General features: G+C 41.8%; 18 protein-coding genes. 11 read left to right on the plus strand and 7 right to left on the minus strand.

Annotation, left to right across the window (positions count from 1 at the left end; translation table 11 throughout):
- The first annotated feature begins 136 nt into the window (after window positions 1-136).
- Both MKX52_RS03375 and MKX52_RS03380 read left to right on the plus strand, forming a co-directional pair.
- Window positions 137-574 carry an Rrf2 family transcriptional regulator gene (locus tag MKX52_RS03375; RefSeq protein WP_119124532.1) on the plus strand — a complete coding sequence of 146 codons (438 nt, stop codon included), beginning with the start codon at window positions 137-139 and terminating at the stop codon, window positions 572-574.
- A gap of 65 nt (window positions 575-639) precedes the next feature.
- Entirely contained in the window at window positions 640-1,554 is a 915-nt protein-coding gene (locus MKX52_RS03380; RefSeq protein ID WP_342491481.1) for an NAD(P)/FAD-dependent oxidoreductase, read from the plus strand.
- Window positions 1,555-1,763: 209 nt separating this feature from the next.
- On the opposite strand, the gene MKX52_RS03385 is transcribed toward MKX52_RS03380, so the two are convergent.
- On the minus strand, window positions 1,764-1,964 hold the full coding sequence (locus tag MKX52_RS03385; RefSeq protein ID WP_342491482.1) for a hypothetical protein: 201 nt from the start codon (window positions 1,962-1,964) through the stop codon (window positions 1,764-1,766).
- A 113-nt stretch (window positions 1,965-2,077) separates the two neighbouring features.
- Here MKX52_RS03385 and MKX52_RS03390 point away from each other — a divergent pair, with 113 nt between their 5' ends.
- Window positions 2,078-2,725: a DUF3885 domain-containing protein gene (locus MKX52_RS03390; RefSeq protein ID WP_342491483.1), complete on the plus strand. Its 648-nt coding sequence runs from the start codon at window positions 2,078-2,080 to the stop codon at window positions 2,723-2,725.
- Between the two features lie 33 nt (window positions 2,726-2,758).
- Here the strand turns inward: MKX52_RS03390 and MKX52_RS03395 are convergent, their stop codons facing one another.
- Complete coding sequence (locus MKX52_RS03395) at window positions 2,759-4,087, minus strand: 6-phospho-beta-glucosidase (RefSeq protein ID WP_012009206.1); 1,329 nt, start codon at window positions 4,085-4,087, stop codon at window positions 2,759-2,761.
- A gap of 199 nt (window positions 4,088-4,286) precedes the next feature.
- On the opposite strand from MKX52_RS03395, the gene MKX52_RS03400 reads away from it, so the two are divergent.
- On the plus strand, window positions 4,287-5,018 hold the full coding sequence (locus MKX52_RS03400) for a MurR/RpiR family transcriptional regulator (protein WP_012009207.1): 732 nt from the start codon (window positions 4,287-4,289) through the stop codon (window positions 5,016-5,018).
- Between the two features lie 17 nt (window positions 5,019-5,035).
- Here the strand turns inward: MKX52_RS03400 and MKX52_RS03405 are convergent, their stop codons facing one another.
- A complete protein-coding gene (locus MKX52_RS03405; RefSeq protein ID WP_342491484.1) occupies window positions 5,036-6,235 on the minus strand; it encodes an MFS transporter in 1,200 nt (399 codons plus the stop codon).
- Between the two features lie 143 nt (window positions 6,236-6,378).
- Between MKX52_RS03405 and MKX52_RS03410 the strand changes: the two genes are divergently transcribed.
- The gene (locus MKX52_RS03410) at window positions 6,379-6,858 is read left to right on the plus strand and encodes a YbaK/EbsC family protein (RefSeq protein WP_342491485.1); all 480 of its coding nucleotides are present in this window, start codon (window positions 6,379-6,381) and stop codon (window positions 6,856-6,858) included.
- A gap of 34 nt (window positions 6,859-6,892) precedes the next feature.
- On the opposite strand, the gene MKX52_RS03415 is transcribed toward MKX52_RS03410, so the two are convergent.
- Entirely contained in the window at window positions 6,893-7,801 is a 909-nt protein-coding gene (locus MKX52_RS03415; RefSeq protein ID WP_217013955.1) for a LysR family transcriptional regulator, read from the minus strand.
- Window positions 7,802-7,904: 103 nt separating this feature from the next.
- On the opposite strand from MKX52_RS03415, the gene MKX52_RS03420 reads away from it, so the two are divergent.
- Window positions 7,905-9,104, plus strand: a complete 1,200-nt coding sequence (locus MKX52_RS03420; RefSeq protein ID WP_342491486.1) for an MFS transporter — start codon at window positions 7,905-7,907, stop codon at window positions 9,102-9,104.
- A gap of 63 nt (window positions 9,105-9,167) precedes the next feature.
- Here the strand turns inward: MKX52_RS03420 and MKX52_RS03425 are convergent, their stop codons facing one another.
- Window positions 9,168-10,247, minus strand: a complete 1,080-nt coding sequence (locus tag MKX52_RS03425) for a DUF3900 domain-containing protein (protein ID WP_144456682.1) — start codon at window positions 10,245-10,247, stop codon at window positions 9,168-9,170.
- Between the two features lie 198 nt (window positions 10,248-10,445).
- Window positions 10,446-10,595 carry a DUF1540 domain-containing protein gene (locus MKX52_RS03430; RefSeq protein ID WP_003213883.1) on the minus strand — a complete coding sequence of 50 codons (150 nt, stop codon included), beginning with the start codon at window positions 10,593-10,595 and terminating at the stop codon, window positions 10,446-10,448.
- 355 nt (window positions 10,596-10,950) lie between these two features.
- Here MKX52_RS03430 and rfbF point away from each other — a divergent pair, with 355 nt between their 5' ends.
- The 5 genes from rfbF to MKX52_RS03455 are packed head-to-tail and all read left to right on the plus strand — an operon-like array spanning window position 10,951 to window position 15,732.
- Window positions 10,951-11,715 carry a glucose-1-phosphate cytidylyltransferase gene (gene rfbF / locus MKX52_RS03435; protein ID WP_012009212.1) on the plus strand — a complete coding sequence of 255 codons (765 nt, stop codon included), beginning with the start codon at window positions 10,951-10,953 and terminating at the stop codon, window positions 11,713-11,715.
- Between the two features lie 4 nt (window positions 11,716-11,719).
- Window positions 11,720-12,691 carry a GDP-mannose 4,6-dehydratase gene (locus MKX52_RS03440; RefSeq protein WP_041816148.1) on the plus strand — a complete coding sequence of 324 codons (972 nt, stop codon included), beginning with the start codon at window positions 11,720-11,722 and terminating at the stop codon, window positions 12,689-12,691.
- Window positions 12,692-12,703: 12 nt separating this feature from the next.
- Window positions 12,704-13,615 carry a putative nucleotide-diphospho-sugar transferase gene (locus MKX52_RS03445; protein WP_342491487.1) on the plus strand — a complete coding sequence of 304 codons (912 nt, stop codon included), beginning with the start codon at window positions 12,704-12,706 and terminating at the stop codon, window positions 13,613-13,615.
- On the plus strand, window positions 13,612-14,802 hold the full coding sequence (locus MKX52_RS03450) for a glycosyltransferase (protein WP_342491488.1): 1,191 nt from the start codon (window positions 13,612-13,614) through the stop codon (window positions 14,800-14,802). Before MKX52_RS03445 ends, MKX52_RS03450 begins: the two co-directional genes overlap by 4 nt.
- Window positions 14,803-15,732, plus strand: a complete 930-nt coding sequence (locus tag MKX52_RS03455; protein WP_088004340.1) for a putative nucleotide-diphospho-sugar transferase — start codon at window positions 14,803-14,805, stop codon at window positions 15,730-15,732. It abuts the gene before it with no gap.
- 35 nt (window positions 15,733-15,767) lie between these two features.
- On the opposite strand, the gene MKX52_RS03460 is transcribed toward MKX52_RS03455, so the two are convergent.
- Window positions 15,768-17,006: an MFS transporter gene (locus tag MKX52_RS03460; RefSeq protein ID WP_012009217.1), complete on the minus strand. Its 1,239-nt coding sequence runs from the start codon at window positions 17,004-17,006 to the stop codon at window positions 15,768-15,770.
- Window positions 17,007-17,245: the final 239 nt, after the last annotated feature.

Consider the following 17,245-nt stretch of genomic DNA (forward strand, 5'->3'; position numbering starts at 1 on the left):
TTTTATTATCGGAAGGAAATGCGAAATGTGGAATGAAAAAAGAAGCAGATTCACAATACTTGCTTTTTCTTCTTGAATCTTTTATGATCAATTACAGATATAAAAGGTCTATGATAGATAGAAAGGAAATCTTCTGATGAAATATTCTAAAGCGACCAACTATGCACTTCATACGATGGTCTTTTTAACACTTGCTCCAAAGGGGAAAGCAATAGGCGTTGAGCCTCTCGCTAAGATGCAAGACCTTTCAGCCACCTATTTATCCAAAATTTTAACAAAGCTTGTGAAGGCAGGATTGATTGAATCAACACCTGGCGCAAAAGGTGGTTACACCATTCTGAAAAAGAAAGAGGATATTTCATTTTTAGACGTCATTCAAGCGGTAGAAGGTCAAACCAATTTATTTCGTTGTTCCTTAGAACATGATTCTTTCATGCCTCATGATGGTTGTTTGATTGAACAAGCCATGCAGGATGTTGAAACGAAAATGCAGGAAACACTTAGTCAAAAGCGGTTAGTTGATATCGCTAGCCAAATTGAGCAAACAGAAAAAAATCCATTTTTCAAGATGTGATTTTTTTTGAACAAATTATAGATATTAAGAGTCTTTAAAGTCTTGAATGAAAAGGAGAGATTGATATGTTATTAGATTGTGCCATCATTGGAGGCGGACCAGCTGGATTAAGCGCAGCACTTGTTGTGGGGCGAGGCAGAAAACAGGTCATTGTATTCGATGACGAGTTACCGAGAAATCGAGTGACTCAGGAATCACATGGATTTATTACAAACGATGGAATGACACCGTTTGAGATCAGACAAGCGGGAGAAGCAGATCTTCAAAACTACCCCCATATCCAAATCAAACGAAGCAGAATTGTTGAGATACAAAAAAATAAGGACAACTTTACGTTACTGACACAAGAGGGAGAAAGGTTTGAAGCGAAGAAAATCATATTGGCAACAGGACTAAAGGATATACTGCCAGAGATGAAGGGGATTCATGAAGTGTATGGAAAGACGTTGTTTAGCTGTCCTTTCTGTGATGGCTGGGAGCTAAAGGACAAGCCGCTTGCGCTCATTGCGGAGAATTCACGTGCTTTGCATATGGCTAAACTTCTTTCCAATTGGACAAAGGATTTAATTGTGTTTACGAATGGGAAGCAAGTGTTTGCTGAAGAGGAGAAAACATTGCTATCAGCTCATTCTATCCAAGTCATTGATGTACCGATTATGTCCATTCATCATGAGAATGGACATATGCACTCTCTTCACCTTGCGAATGGGGAAACAGTGAATAGAGAAGGCGGATTTGTCGCAAGTGAATTTAAGCAGTCAGCTCCATTTGCTGAAATATTAGGCTGTCAAATGACGAAAAATGGCGGCATTGAAACAGATATTCTTGGACGTACAACCGTCAGCGGTGTCTTTGCATGCGGTGACAATTTAGGCGGACCTGCTCAACTTGTTCTTGCCGCAGCTGCTGGTAGCCAAGCAGGAATGGGCGTCATTCATGAACTCGTACAAGAGGAGTTTCAAGAAAAAACATCTCTATAAAAGAGATGTTTCAGCGTGTAGACAAACCCTCGCATTCTGTGTCAGTCCTGCGTGCTGGTGCTCACGAATGTCAAATTCGCTCCGCTCCAGTACTCGTCCTTCCTAGACTGCAAAGGTTTTCTATCACGCTGAAAAGAAGACAAAGGGCTAAAATAAAGATCATTTTAGCCCTTTGTCAACAATCTGAAACATCTCTATAAAAGAGATGTTTAGCGATGAACGGTTTTCCGTTTTACTGAAATGTGAGCTGTCCATTCAAAAAGTGCGTAGATGACAAAGAAGATCAAAATCCAGCTGCTGACATCTACCCAGACATTGGAAAGATGAATGACATTTACCTGATCAAGTCCAGCCTGTAGCCACATAGTGATCAATGCGGTGAGGAACACCTGTAAAAACCATTTTTTCAATTGGTCACACCTCCATCTCTTTCTATCATATAAGAAATGACAGTTTATTTCCAATTGTATTTCCATCAGTTTCAACGGTAAAATAAGAAATAAAATCAATGGAAGGACATGACATGAGCGATCAAACCACTAGTTTTTTAAAAAGTCATTTTCCTGATCTTGTTCTCACGCCGCCTCTTTTTTATGAATGGCCTTTTGGGCTTCGCTTTGAAGTGGCAGATTGGTCATTAGGAGAAGAATCGGTTGTATTAGAAAAAGCAGGGGATCGTGCTTTGAAAATTGTCAGATATGCTTTTGATCCAGAAGACGACATTCTATTTGTCACGGATGTCTATACGCAGCATGAACATGAATTAATGAAGCAAAAGCTCCTAGTCTATCAAAAATATGTTCGCCGGCAAGTACGCAAACGATTGCGTCACGAGCTTTTGACCTATGTCAGATCAGAACTAGATGAGCCCCTGACCTTGGAGAGATTTATGTTGACATGCCAGCTGCAAGATATACGATTACGCCCATTGCTGCATGCCATATGCCAAGAGGATTTCTATGCACCGAATCAAATCTTGAACGGGAAGCTTGGTTATGAAATTTATCTCATCAATCTCTCAAAACAGATGATTTTCCACTTATATGATGATCGAGGCTGTGATCTTATTGCGGCAGATACTGAGCGTCTTCGGCCCGTCTATGAAGGCTTACAGCACTGGCTATTAGACTACGACCGCCCTCAGATGGATCAGTTGTTTACAGAGAAATAAGAGAACCGCACTTTTGACAAGTGCGGTTCTGTTTTATGCTTCTACTTTATTGAAGAATTGTGGTAAATATTCTTTGTGTGCTTCTAGCATCTCATCTAGGATGCTTTTTGCAATCGCATCTGATGGGACGAGCGGGTTGATCGTCATTGCGACAAGTGCTGTGTTGTAATCGCCTGTCACGGCTGCTTCAGCGGCAACACGTTCAAAGGATTTAATTTGAGAAATCAGTCCTTTGACTGCGACTGGCATTTCACCAACAGCGATTGGTTTAGGGCCATCTTTTGTGATGACGCAGTTCAGTTCAACAGCAGAATCATTCGGAATGTCACTGATGGCACCATTGTTAATGGTGTTCACAGGCTGAATGTCATGCTTGTCGTTATAAATCGATGCAATCAAGTTACAAGCAGCATCACTGTAGTAGGCACCGCCTCGTTTTTCAAGCTGTGGCGGCTTGATATCAAGATCAGGGTCTTTGTACAGTTCGAACAAGTCATTTTCAAGTGCACGAACGACTTCTGCACGAGTTCCTTCATTCTCTGCTGCTTTCTTTTCCTCAGCCAGCATATCACTTGTTTTGTAGTAGTAGCGGTGATATGGACATGGAATCACGCCAAGTCCTTTTAAGAAATCAGCATCCCACGGAATGGCTTGAATATTGTTCATTGACATCGTAGAGTTTGGATCTGCCATGTCTTCGATGACTTGATCCATGATGCTTTTACCATCTAAGAATACGTTGAGTCCGAAGACCATATGGTTTAATCCAGCAAAGCTGACTTCGACTCTGCTTGCGTCGACATCAAGTCCTTTGGCAATGCCCATGCGAATACCGATTGGCACGTTGCATAAGCCAACAACTTTGCGATGGTTTGAATAGCGAAGAACAGCTTCTGTGACCATACCAGCTGGGTTGGTGAAATTCACAAGCCATGCATCTGGGCATAGTTCTTCAATGTCTTTCACAATATCCAAAATGACTGGAATGGTACGAAGTCCTTTGAATAGACCTCCTGGACCATTCGTTTCCTGACCAATGACATCATATTTTAAAGGAATGCGTTCATCCTTCATACGTGCTTCAAGAAGTCCGACACGGAATTGTGTTGTGACGAAGTCAGCGCCCGCAAGCGCTTTTCGGCGATCTAATGTTAAATGAACATCGATTGGAAGTCCTGCTTTTTTGACCATTCGTTTTGCAAGATCTCCGACGATTTCAAGCTTTTCTTTTCCTGCTTCAATATCGACAAGCCAAAGCTCGCTAATCGGAAATTCATCGTACCGTTTAATAAATCCTTCTACAAGCTCTGGTGTATAGCTTGATCCTCCGCCAATTGTGACAACCTTTAATCCTTTTGCCATGTGCTGCACCTCCGAATAATGTAACGCGCAATGTTATAATAGAGAAAAGCCAATTCTTTTGTTTGTACATCTATAGCTTATCGTGAGAGCGTCTCATGCGTAAATGACTTCAGCGTCTTTAGGCAAGGGTGCCTTATTTAGAGATTTGTTACATAAAAGAAACACATTGTGACATGCTGTTGGAGAAAGGGGAAGTCAGATGTTTTCAAGTGAGGTTATTTCCAGCTTTAATGAACTAGAAAGCGCTTTATACCGATACATCATGGAAAACAGTGAAAAGGTCGTGTATATGAGAATTCGGGACTTAGCAGATGCAGCCCATATCTCCACCTCGTCTGTCCTTCGCTTTTGCCGAAAAGTGAATTGTGAAGGTTTTTCAGAGTTTAAAGTGAAACTCAAAATGTATTTAGAATCAGAGCGGACACCTACTTTAAAAAGCACCCAGCACTTTTTATATGAATTTATTGAACGTACCCTAAAAGGGGACTTTGAAGGAAAGATTAAAGAGGCAGCAAGGCTCATTGCCGATGCAAAAAATGTGCTCTTTATCGGCACTGGCAGCTCTGGTATTTTGGCACAGTATGGGGCGAGATACTTTTCAAGTCTTGAGAAATTTTCATTTTACATCAATGATCCGTTTTTCCCGATGAATATGCAGTATTTAGACAATAGTGTCACCATTGTGCTGTCTGTATCCGGGGAGAACAGTATTACGATTGATCATATTTCGAAGTTAAAAAGAGAAGGAAGCAAAATCATTAGTATTACCAACAATCAGCACTGCACGATTTCACGCATTTCAGATTTAAACATTGCTTATTACGTGACAGACGAACGGGTTCATAGAGCCAATATTACGACACAGACGCCAGTTGTGTATATTTTAGAAGCGATGGCGCGTGATATGTTCACAATGTTAAAGGAAAAGTAAAAGAGCCGCTGCACGAATCAGCCGCTCTCTTTTTTCTGCTTCATAAAAGAGAGGATGGCAATCCCGGAACAGACGAGTACAAACAAACCGCCTAGCAAATACACAAATCTCGTCCCGAATGCATCTGCAATCAATCCAACAAAGAAAATAGATAAACTGACAGATATAGAAGAGAGGACGTATTGAGCCGAATACACCTTTGATAAATCATGGACTGGCGTTTCCGTTTGAAGAATGGTTTGCTGTGAAACATCTCGAATTTGATAGGCAGGCCCCATCAAAATACAAAGCAGCAACGCAAGCCATGGCATACTGTTCAGCGAAAACAGAATGGTTAGCACTGCATAAATAAAAGAGCCTGCTGCCATAAAGAGAAGAAGTTGTTTTTGAATAAAACGGCTCAGCCATGCAGCCAAGAGCCCGCCTATAATGGCACCTATATAATAAGCAGCATTGATAAATCCCCACCATTCCTCACCTTGCTTTAAAACAAGTGTGACAAAGACAAGTGTAACCGGTCCGACCCATAATGCACCTGCAATATTTTCACAAACATCCATGAAGGTCAGAGTGCGCACCGTTTTGTTTGTCCAAATAATCTTCCAGCCATCCTTGAACCTGTTCATCGTATCTGCCTTTTGGACCGTGTCTTCTTGCTTGAGTAGAGAAAGAACAGGGAGGATAAATAGATAAGACAACACAATCATGAAACAAGAGGCCCACATTAAATAAAATGGACCAATCAATAGGACAAGCATTCCAGTAAACGAATAGCCAGCAATTTGAACAGATTGATAAAAAACAGAGGCTGTACTGTTCGCTTTCACAAGCTGATTTGCTGGCACAAGTATCGGCATGATGGCCTGTAATAAAGGACTAATGAATCCGCCTGTGATGGAAATTAAAATGAACGCACTAAACAGCCAGACCAGATGCTGCTGAAAGAAATGAAATTGGGTTGTGAACATAACGAGCATCGCAATCCGAAAAAGAGGGACCCATTTCAATAGACGATCGGCTTGAAAGTGAGCGGTCAAAACAGGAGAAATAAGCCCAGCGAATAACTGACATAGCGTTCTTATTAGCGGAAATACTGCCGCATAGGCAACAGATTGTGTATCTTGATAAATAACTAACGTGATAATCATCAAAAATAGAATATCACTCAGCATGAGAAGGCTTTTACTGCCTGTATAGTACCAAAACTTAATTCCCATATCCAACCGGCTCCTTTCCAAAAACAAGTTCAGTATAGCATGGGGAAGAAGGACCTAGAGGCTTTTCATTGAAAAATACATCTTAAGGATGAGAGGATTGTGATAAGCTAAATGAAAGACATCGTAAAGAAAGGGGTCAATCAATGAAAACATTACCGGCACATGAATACTTGAATCAGAACAGCATCCCTTATGAGATGAAAACATTTTCTTCCGAAACAGAGAAGGGAGCCGCAAATGTAGCAGCAGCCCTTGGTTTTCGTGAGAGACAAATGATCAAGACATTGATTTTTGAAACAGGGGAAGGAGAGCAGCTGCTTGTGATGGTTGGTGCTGACCAGCATATTAAATCAGGGAAACTAAAGAAAGCGGCTGGATCCCGTAATATTAAAATGGCTTCACCAGAGAAGGTTCTAGAAGTGACGGGCTACCGAATTGGCTCAATACCGCCGTTTTGCTGGCAGCCTGAAGGCTTCCGCACCATCATCGAAGCTTCGCTATTAGAGGAAGACATATTAGGTGTTGGAGCAGGTGAATGGGGAAATGAAATATTGATCACACCAGAACAATTAGTGAAAGCCTCAAAGGCTGTACCATATGACATCGTGCAGCCAACTGAATAGAAAAAAGTGCCTGTTTCTCATGCAGGCACTTTTTTTAATTTGCAGCCGGCTCCTTAAATGGACCGATCTCTTTCGTTTGCAGGAAGGCATCCACGGTTCTATTTTCTTCAAGATCATTCGCCCGTTTGCAGATCACAACAGGTCTGATGATTTCTATGCCTTCGATATATACACGCCCAATCTCTTTCCGCTTGAGACTACCTTGAACCGCATCACGGGGAACAAGCGTGATCCCATAGCCAGCTTTGATCATTTGAATCGCTTCATGAACACCGCTGAATTGTAAATCAACAGTCGGTTTCTTAATTCCTTTCGAGGTGAACAGGGAAAAGAGTTTATCTCTAGTGGAACTACCTTCTTCGCGCATCAAAAAAGGCTCCAGGCTCAGGCGCTCTAGCGGAACGGTTTTTCCGTTCAACGGATGGTCTGCTGGCACAATAAAATCATAGCTTAAATTCGTCAAATGAGAGGTAACAATCTCCTCATGATGCAAATCTTCAATTACGGCGATGGCGACATCTGATTCATATTGAAGCAGGCTCTCAATCACTTGAGCGGAGTTTCCACTTTTTAATTCAATTTCTGTCTGTGGAGATGACGATTTAAATGCAGCCAGCCAATCAGGCAACAAAAAGTTGAGTGGTACGTAGGTAGAAGCGATGCGGAGGCGCCCCTTCTTCCCATTTTGCAATAGCGTGATCTGATATTCTACTTCCTTTTCAGCCTCAAATACTTGCCGGGCATAAGGGTACAGCATCTTTCCCATTTCTGTGAGCTTAATTCCTCGGCCGTTTCGTTTAAAAAGGCGAAATCCGATCTCGCGTTCAATGCTTCTAAGCTGGGCGGTCACAGCTGGCTGTGTTAAAGAGAGAACATCTGCAGTTTGTGTGACGCTTTTTGTCTCTGCGACCTTTGCAAAAATCCGAAGGGCATGTAAATTCAATTTCGCACCACCTATCAATTTTTTTGATAAATCAATCAAAAACATTCATTAGATTTATTATAAAGCATCCCTTATCGTAAAGGTAGCGAAGGGGGAAGAAAAAATGGATCGTCGTCAAAAGCAAGTTGTGTCAATATCGCTCATCACAGCATTTGCACTTATTGGGGATTCAATGCTCTATATTGTTCTTCCAGTCTATTGGAAAGAGATTGGTTTATCATCCATTTGGGAGGTCGGGTTACTGCTGTCCATCAATCGATTCATTCGTATCCCGCTAGCACCTGTCGTATGGTGGCTCTATCGCTATATCCCAATGAAAACGGGTGTATTGATCGCGATTTTGATCGCATCAGTGACCACGATATTATATGGGGTGAGCGGCTTTTGGCTGCTATTGATCTGCCGCTGCGCATGGGGTCTTGCTTGGACATTACTCCGTATGAGCGGGATGAGGGTTTTGGCTGAAATGGACGAAAGCTCACAAGGACATTTGACGGGGCTTTATAATGGGCTTTACCGGCTTGGCAGTTTATTTGGCATGTTATGTGGCGGAATCTTTGCTAGCTTGATCGGTTTTCAGTCCATGACGCTAGTCTTTGGCTTACTCACATTGATGGGATGCATTTTTTATGTATCGCTGGATGAAATTGAAAAGAGAGAAGACATTCAGGTGTATCATGGCATCAAACAAAAATGGTTTACACGAGATGTGGTAAAAGTACTGATAACAGGCATGCTGATCGCACTGATCATCCAAGGTTTATTCGCATCCACGCTAAGTCATGTCATTGAAGCGAAGATCGATCAGGATGAATTGACTCTGTTTGGTTTTGTCATCGGAGCTTCGGCTTTAAGCGGTGTGATTCAAGCACTCAGATGGGGATGGGAACCATTTCTCGCACCGAGAACGGGTAGATGGTTTGATCGGCTTGTGATGAAGGAACGAATGCTATGCTGGATGTTTCTTTCATTTGGAGGGCTCAGTGTTCTTGGGGTCATGCTGAAGGTAAGTGGCTGGTTCCTATTGATGCTGCTTTTGATTCAGCTGCTAGCAACGGTTGTCACAACGTTCACCGATACGCTTGCCTTTCAAAAAGCCTCTGCTCAAACAGATAAGAACCGCTTTCTCGCCAGCTATTCTTTTGTTCAAGATATGGGGGCTGCTTTAGGACCTTTGTGTGGGTATACATTGATCCAGTTTTTCGGAACAAACAGCGTCTTTTGGTTGATGCTCGTCATAAGCCTCATGCTTGTCAGCATGTGGGGAAGAGGCGGTCAACAAGTTTCGTCTAGTGCAGCGTAAAAAAATAAAGCGTTATATAAAAAACTGCCTCATGCAGCTGATCGCAAGAGGCAGTCTATTCTTTTATTCTAAGTCTGAATCGTAGGCTTTTTGCGTCAGCTGGCTGACAACCTCTTTTAATCCATTTGGTTTATGGAATTCAACAGGTGTGCTTCCTTTTTCAAAGACGATTTGGTCTGCTTCGACGAGCACGACATATCGATTGTTGACCTTCGCAATATGGATCGAGTGGCCGAAGTCGGCTAAAAGTCCTTTGATTTCTGTTTCACCTAGACGCATTTTCATTGTGATATCAGGGGTTTGTTCCACAATGTGAGAAGCTGCTAGTGTGACCTGTTCTGTATCGAGTGTTTCTCTAATTTCTCGCTTTTCACTTGCTTCCCATATTTCAAGATCCTCTTCGAACTGCTTTAATTCTTCACTTTCATCCTGTAATGTTTCAAATACTTGTTCCTGCACCATATTCATGACCTGTGATTTCATGATTTCGGGCATAGATTCCCCGTATTCGACGAATTTCAGAAAGTCCTCAAAATAACGAGCATGTGAGGATTGGTGAATTTTCACTTCAGCTTCCTCCGTCATGCCCTCTTCTGGCATAAATGGATATTGAATTGATTTCATGTTTTTTGTTGTAATCGCCATTTCTACTTTTTTGATCAAGGTAGATGTATCAGCGATAGAAGCGACTTTCTGTTCAAAATCACATTTCATAATAAAAACAAAGGAGTCATCGAAGTACTTTTTAGGAACGGCGGACGCAACTAAAAAAACGCCGCCTCTGACAGCACTTGTATCTAAATACGTGCGAACAAACTGTTCACTGCATTCATTAAATACTTCTTTTGTATCGGCAAATCTCGTCTGATGAAATAAATTGTAGTTTGGATTTGAATCGAGATCATGACCAGGCTCGACAATGAACCGGCCAATTTTGGTTGGTACTTGTTCTGATTTAGGGTGTCTGTCCACTTTTCGTTTGACGATTTTTTTTAGCTCACCATCTAAAAAGTCCTTCAGTTCACTTTGTTCAAATTCCTCTTGATCTAATGTTTGATAATGCTTGAACCGTTTATTTGCTTGTTCATCTTTGCCTTCGATTTCTACGACAAAGAATGATAGAAAACGTATCGTAAAATCCATTGATTGGTCACCACTTTTTCTTCTTCGGATATGTTGAGTATAGAAAAAGGAGTGAAAATCGTCAACGAATGGAGAAATATCGTGTCATTATTTCCCGAGAAATGTTTCGTGAAAAACACTTGATAATAATTATCATTCTTGATAGAATGATAAAAGAAAAGAAGGAACCTGCCAGTTCCTTCATCTTAGAAAAATTACTTATTTTGTTTCAAATGTTTCGCAATCAGTTTCAGCATTGCGAGTCACATCAGTCATTGTGTTTTTACCAATTTTAATGGTAGAAGCCGTACAGCTGTTATCAGCCCAAAAACGGCAAGAGTTCACTTCACAAAGTACGTTTTGTGCCATGGGAATTCACCTCCGTGATTCATATTGTGAATGAAGCAAGCTGCCACTTGAATTCATTCCATCTAGTAGTCTCTTAATAAAAAGAGGCTGTTTGTGCTGTTGATGCACATGTTTATCATACCATCTACCCTGATAATATACAATTTAAACTTTGAAAGAGCGAGAATACAAATCTCGCTCTTTTTTTATTTGTAAAAATAGTTAAATGCTAGGTGGCACGCTCTCTCATTTCGACATATGAATAGAGTAGATTCAAAACCTGATGTCGGACAAAGTATGAGGGTACATGTACTGATTATCCGCATAAAGATGAGGTTTTCAATCAAAAATTTTCATAGAGAGATGAGGGGAGAAGATGAAAGCAGTCATTCTCTGCGGAGGAAAGGGAACGAGAATGAGTGAGGTCACACAAGCGCTTCCTAAACCACTTGCTATGATCGGAGATCGGCCTATTCTATGGCATATTATGAAAATCTATCAGTATTACGGAGTAGATGAGTTTATCTTATTGCTTGGATATAAAGGAGAGAAGATTAAAGAGTATTTCCTGAACTACGACTGGCGGCATCACAGCATGAAGCTGGATATGGCAACAGGGGAAATGAAACTTTTAGGAAAGTCAGAGAACTGGAAAATCACCTTTTTAGATACGGGCGAGAATACGATGACAGGCGGACGGTTAAAGCAGGCACAGGATTACATTGGGGATGAGACATTCATGATGACGTATGGTGATGGACTTGCCAATATCAATATGTTTCATCTGCTGAAGCGTCATCAAGATCTTGGGGCAGCTGCGACTGTCACAGGAATTGAAAAGAAGTCACAGTACGGGACGTTGAAGGTATATAACGGGATGGCACAATCCTTCTCTGAGAAGACAGACAGTATCGGGATGATCAATGGAGGATTTTTTGTGTTGTCTCCAAAGGTATTTGACTATTTGACAGACGATGATCAATGCGTGTTTGAAGAAGAACCTCTTCAAAACCTGGCGAATGATGGAGAGCTTGCGGTTTATGAGCATCACGGATTTTGGACAGCGATCGATACGTATAAGAACTTGAAAGAAATCAATGGCATGTGGACAAATGGAAAACAACCATGGAAGGTTTGGTGACGGCATGAGCGGATTTTGGAATGGGAAAAACGTATTTGTGACTGGATGTACAGGGTTATTGGGAAGCTATCTCGTCAAGGAATTGATTGATCAAGGGGCAAACGTAACTGGACTTGTGCGTGATCAGGTGCCTCGATCGAATTTATATCAAGGCAGTCAATTTGAAAAGATGAATGTGGTGCAAGGGGCATTGGAGGATATGCAAACGATTGAACGTGCGTTAGGAGAATACGAAATTGATACTGTCTTCCATTTGGCGGCGCAGGCCATTGTAGGGGTTGCAAATAGACACCCTGTTTCTACATTTGAAGCCAATATTTTAGGGACATGGAATGTGCTAGAGGCTTGTAGAAGACAGCCGCTAATCAAACGAGTCATCGTGGCATCAAGTGATAAAGCATACGGCGATCAGGAGCAGCTTCCATACGATGAAGACATGCCGCTAAATGGGAAACATCCGTATGATGTATCAAAGAGCTGTGCAGATTTAATTTCTCACACGTATTACAACACATATGGTCTCCCGGTTTGTATCACGCGCTGCGGCAATTTATACGGGGGCGGGGATTTAAATTTCAACAGAATCATTCCGCAAACCATCCAGCTTGTCCTGGAAGGAGAAGCGCCTGAAATTAGAAGTGATGGGACATTTATTCGTGATTATTTCTACATTGAAGATGCGGTTAAGGCTTATTTGCTGCTGGCTGAGAAGATGGAGGAAAAAGGGCTCGCTGGAGAAGCATTTAACTTTAGTAATGAAATTCAGCTGACGGTTCTTGAGCTCGTGGATAAGATTTTAAAGGCGATGGGCAGTGAACTGAAGCCTCGTATTTTAAACCAAGGAACGCATGAGATCAAGCACCAATATTTATCGGCAGAAAAGGCGAGAAAGCTGCTTGATTGGAAGCCTGACTACTCCATTGATGAAGGGTTAGAGAAGACGATTGAATGGTACCGCGAATTCTTTCAAAAATAGAGGTGTAAGTAGATGAACAGCATATATTGTACGGTTCTATCAAGTGGAAGACTATATCAAGCCATTGCGTTTTTCTTATCATTGAAGCAAGTAGAAGATGATGCTGTCATCAAGACGTTATGTATGGATGATGCTGCATTTGATCTGCTTCATCAAATGAATTTTCCTCATGTCGATCTTGTTCATGTACGTGAACTCGAAACACCGGAGCTGCTGGAGAAAAAAGAGGAACGGGATGCCTCGGAATATTGCTGGACGTTAAAGCCGATGTGGATTGAGTGGTTATTTGAACAGGAGCAGGCAGAGAGCGTAACCTATCTTGATGCGGATTTGTTCTTTTATGAGAGCCCGCAAGTGATTTTTCAGCATCAGCCGGATGCCTCTGTATTACTTTCGAGAGGGGATATTGTGATTCCGAGCTTTGATCCTGAGGAAGTGAAGATGCTTCAGAAGCTTTTAGGCCGCTATAATTCAGGCTTCCTGCATTTTAAAGGAGATGAAGCTGGCCGGAAATGCCTTAGCTGGTGGAAAGAAGAATGCTTGAAGGAATGCAAAAATGCGCCGGGTGAAGGCAAGTTTGGCGATCAAGGTTATCTCGATCATATGCCGAAGCTGTTTGAAAAAGTGGAGGATATTCAAACAAAAGGCGTGAATATTGGTCATTGGAACTATGGGCAGCATTCCTATCGTGAAGAAAATGGACGGATTTTGCTGGAGGATGGGCATCCGCTCATTTGCTATCATTTCAGTGGCTTTCGCATCGTGAGTAAGGATGAGATGCAGCAAATTCATGAGAAGGGGAGAGAGGATCTGCCGTTTTTCCAAGAAGCCTATCGAAACGTGCTACGTCATGTGATTGAATCTGTTGAGCAGGTCGATCCGATGTTTAACGGTTATGCCAAAGTTGAGGAGGATGACGCATGAATGAGAAGCCAAAGGTAAGCGTCATTATTCCGAGCTATAATGCCAAGGAGCGTTTAGAAGGGAGTCTTTTTTCCTTAACTCTTCAGGATACGGATATTCCGTTTGAAGTCATTGTCGCCGATAATGGGTCAACGGACGGCACGATGGAAATGCTTGAGAACATTAAGGTGAATTTCCCGTTTAAAAAGGTGCGTATTCCTGTCAATCAAGGGATTGCCAAGGGTCGTAATCATGCCATTCGCGAGGCGGAAGGAGACCTGTTGATATTCCATGACAGTGATATGCTGGCAGAGCCGCAATTTATTCAAAAACATGCAGAGGCACATGCTGATCAAGAGGACCTTGTCATTTGTGGTGTATGCTGGAAGCGGATTTATCGATATTTTTACGAAGCATTTGATAAGGATCATATCAAGCGATTGAAAAAGCAAGGTTTGTATAAACGGAAAATGAAAGATAAAACGCCTCTTTTATCCATGCAAGAAGTGGAGAATGGTGCATTTCTAGAGAAAAGCTTTGATTTGCAGTCTGAGTTTATTGATATTCTCAAAGACATTTTGCGCACGTACAACTATGATTTAGGCTCTTATGAGTTGCCGTGGCGATTTTTTATTACGAATAATTCCTCTGTCAAACGGAAGCATGTCATCACGCTCGGGATGTTTGATGAAAAGATCGTTCGGTATGGGTTTGAGGATTATGATTTAGGCATTCGTCTGCATCAGCTTGGTCTCTCCTTTGAATTGCGAGAGGATATCCTGAGCGTGCATCAGGAACATCCGAGTAATTTAACATCTTTTGATGACATCAAATATAACATTTTGTATATGTGCGAGAAGTACAACAATATTGATGCCATTGATGTCCATCTGGCTTTCTCTGGTCCGTTTTCTCACACCGTCACAAATGACATTGTAAAAGAGATTAGGCAGCTGCGTGAAAATCCGGTATTCGATGGTCTGCTCTCTTACTTTTTAGAGCTGCTTCATTTGATCACAGAGCGGAATGTAGGCATCAAACGGGATAAAAAAGATCAGATGACAGCGAAACATGTCCCTTTGAAAAAGCTGTCAGAGGTAGCGCAACTTGCACGGCAAGAATATGGCTGCACAGTGCTTGTTGAAGCCATTCAAGGGCTGACGAAAGAGCTATTACGCGTTGATTTGTTTCAAGTGGATGTGTTGTAGATGGCGTCTTATCATTTTACAACCATTGTGTCGAATACCCATGTTTTTAAGCTTTTGGCGCTCATTCATTCGCTTGAACAAACCTCACGTTCATTTAAACTATCGGTATTATGTGCAGACCCGTTGGCTTACCAGGTGTTAAGTGAATTTCCTCATCCGCACGTGCAATATGAACAGCTTGAAAATATTGAAGATGACAAGCTGCGAAAGGCAAAGGATAATCGGACGTTTCATGAGTATTGCTGGACGTTAAAGCCTGCTTTTCTGCTCAAAATCCTTGAATCCTCGGAAGCGGATTATCTCGCCCATTTGGATACGGATTTGTATTTTTATCATGATCCAGAGGCGATTTTTGCAGAGAATCCACTTGCTCACTTATTTTTGACAGATCATATGAATTCCGAGCGGTTCTATCACTTTTATGAATTGTCTGGCCGCTTTAATACTGGATTTGTCGGCTGCCGTAACACAGACGTTGCCAAACGTGCGGTCACACAATGGAAGGAAAACTGTCTTGCACACTGTACAGTCGAAATGGATACAAAAAATAAGACGTATGGAGATCAGCGGTATGTTGAAAGATGGATCGATGATTTTGAAGGCGTTCATGTCGTAACATCTAAAGGAGCCAATGCTGCGATCTGGAATATTGAAAACTACAAGCTTTCCGTTGTGAAAGGGGATATGTATCTCGACGAATGTCCACTCTTGTTCTATCATTTTTCTGCCTTTACGATCATTGATGAGAATACGTTTAATCTGAATTGGTATTACTATATGACAGAACAAAATCTAGTGGATCATCTCTATATTCCGTATGCTGATTTAATTCATCAAAAGATTAAACAGGTACAAAAAGTCTTTCCAGAATTTCAGCAAGGATTTATTGCAAAGAAGCATGTTCCTGATACGCATTTTTATGAGATATGAAAAAACCGCTCAAACACTGAGCGGTTTTTTCCTTTTTATGATTCATTCCATTTGGAGATGGTTTGATCGCTAGGTAGTAAGAATGCCAGAATGCCTAATATCGGTAAAAAAGCGACTCCGATCATGGTAGGTGTTAAACCGAAAGTATCAATAAATGAGCCTAAAGCGACCGATCCGATTGCACCCATACCAAACGCAAGCCCAACCGTTAAACCAGACATTGTGCCAATTTTCCCGGGAAATAGTTCTTGAGCATAAACAACTGTGACAGAGAAGCTTGATGTCAAAATGACTCCAATCAGCCCAAGTAAAACATAAGCAAAAACCGGTCCGGCAAATGGCAGAAGCAAGGCAAGCGGAAAGGATGCCAATAAGGAAATTAAAATGACGGTTTTCTTGCCGAAGCGGTCTGCAAGCGGCCCGCCTAAAAACGTTCCAATTGCACCTAGAATGAGAAATAAGAAAATATAAGTCTGTGATTCTTTAATCGTCAATCCATATTGTTCAATCGCATAAAACGCATAGAAATTCGATATCGCATTTCCATACCAAGAGCGGGCAAAGATGAGAAAGACGATAATGCCAAGTGCTGTGAGTGCTGACTTACGGTGAAGTTCAGATCTTGCCGCTTTTGCTGGAGCTTTTTTCGCTTGAGCTCGAATGGTTTGAAGTCTTCCTGCGTACCATCTTGAAATATAAAGAAGGAAACCGACAGCAATCATTCCAACAATCGTAAACCAAGCCACACCTGGCTGACCGAGAGGGACGAGCATTAATGCTGCGATTAGCGGGGCAAAGGCTTGACCTGTATTTCCGCCTACTTGATAGATGGACTGTGCAAGTCCTCGTCTTGGACCAGCAGCCATGTTGGCAACACGAGAGCCCTCTGGATGGAAAATAGCAGAGCCGAGTCCGATAAAGACAACGCAAAGCAATATGGTGGCAAAGGAAGGCGCAAACGCAAGCCCGAATATACCGACAGCACTAGAAAATAAAGCAATCGGGAGTGCATAAGGCATCGGCCTTTTATCTGTGTACCACCCAATAGCGGGCTGCATCACAGAGGAGACCATGTTTAATGTAAAGGCAATCAGCCCTAATTGTGTAAAGGTCAGCCCCATTGAGCGTTCTAAAATAGGGAACATCGCAGGGATAACGGCTTGCAAAGTGTCATTGAGCATATGACAAATGCCAATAATCAATAAAATGGGATAGACCGTTGAGCCAGTGACGGAATTTTGAGGTTTATCCTTAGTACGAGCAGCAATAGCCAATGAGACATCCTCCTTTCATTCAACTGTTTTCAATTTTGCATTCTTCTCATTTTATTCATAAGGTGAACTATAAAACAATAGCAAATTGTCATGATTTAGAAAAAAGAGACACAAGTTTTTGTGTCTCTCAGATTGTTGACAAAGGGCTAAAATGATCTTTATTTTAGCTCTTTGTCTTCTTTTCAGCGTGATAGAAAACCTTTGAAGTCTAGGAAGTACGAGCATCGGAGCGGAGCGAA

Origin of the sequence: Bacillus sp. FSL R5-0422, from assembly GCF_038610765.1 — a bacterium.
Lineage (GTDB): Bacteria > Bacillota > Bacilli > Bacillales > Bacillaceae > Bacillus > Bacillus pumilus_O.

What these genes read in the sequence shown, in the direction of transcription:
- MKX52_RS03375 (WP_119124532.1), top strand. Translation starts at nt 137, where the DNA reads ATGAAATATTCTAAAGCGACCAACTATGCACTTCATACGATGGTCTTT.
- MKX52_RS03380 (WP_342491481.1), top strand. Translation starts at nt 640, where the DNA reads ATGTTATTAGATTGTGCCATCATTGGAGGCGGACCAGCTGGATTAAGC.
- MKX52_RS03390 (WP_342491483.1), top strand. Translation starts at nt 2,078, where the DNA reads ATGAGCGATCAAACCACTAGTTTTTTAAAAAGTCATTTTCCTGATCTT.
- MKX52_RS03395 (WP_012009206.1), bottom strand. Translation starts at nt 4,087, where the DNA reads ATGGCAAAAGGATTAAAGGTTGTCACAATTGGCGGAGGATCAAGCTAT.
- MKX52_RS03400 (WP_012009207.1), top strand. Translation starts at nt 4,287, where the DNA reads ATGTTTTCAAGTGAGGTTATTTCCAGCTTTAATGAACTAGAAAGCGCT.
- MKX52_RS03405 (WP_342491484.1), bottom strand. Translation starts at nt 6,235, where the DNA reads ATGGGAATTAAGTTTTGGTACTATACAGGCAGTAAAAGCCTTCTCATG.
- MKX52_RS03410 (WP_342491485.1), top strand. Translation starts at nt 6,379, where the DNA reads ATGAAAACATTACCGGCACATGAATACTTGAATCAGAACAGCATCCCT.
- MKX52_RS03420 (WP_342491486.1), top strand. Translation starts at nt 7,905, where the DNA reads ATGGATCGTCGTCAAAAGCAAGTTGTGTCAATATCGCTCATCACAGCA.
- MKX52_RS03425 (WP_144456682.1), bottom strand. Translation starts at nt 10,247, where the DNA reads ATGGATTTTACGATACGTTTTCTATCATTCTTTGTCGTAGAAATCGAA.
- MKX52_RS03430 (WP_003213883.1), bottom strand. Translation starts at nt 10,595, where the DNA reads ATGGCACAAAACGTACTTTGTGAAGTGAACTCTTGCCGTTTTTGGGCT.
- rfbF (WP_012009212.1), top strand. Translation starts at nt 10,951, where the DNA reads ATGAAAGCAGTCATTCTCTGCGGAGGAAAGGGAACGAGAATGAGTGAG.
- MKX52_RS03440 (WP_041816148.1), top strand. Translation starts at nt 11,720, where the DNA reads ATGAGCGGATTTTGGAATGGGAAAAACGTATTTGTGACTGGATGTACA.
- MKX52_RS03445 (WP_342491487.1), top strand. Translation starts at nt 12,704, where the DNA reads ATGAACAGCATATATTGTACGGTTCTATCAAGTGGAAGACTATATCAA.
- MKX52_RS03450 (WP_342491488.1), top strand. Translation starts at nt 13,612, where the DNA reads ATGAATGAGAAGCCAAAGGTAAGCGTCATTATTCCGAGCTATAATGCC.
- MKX52_RS03455 (WP_088004340.1), top strand. Translation starts at nt 14,803, where the DNA reads ATGGCGTCTTATCATTTTACAACCATTGTGTCGAATACCCATGTTTTT.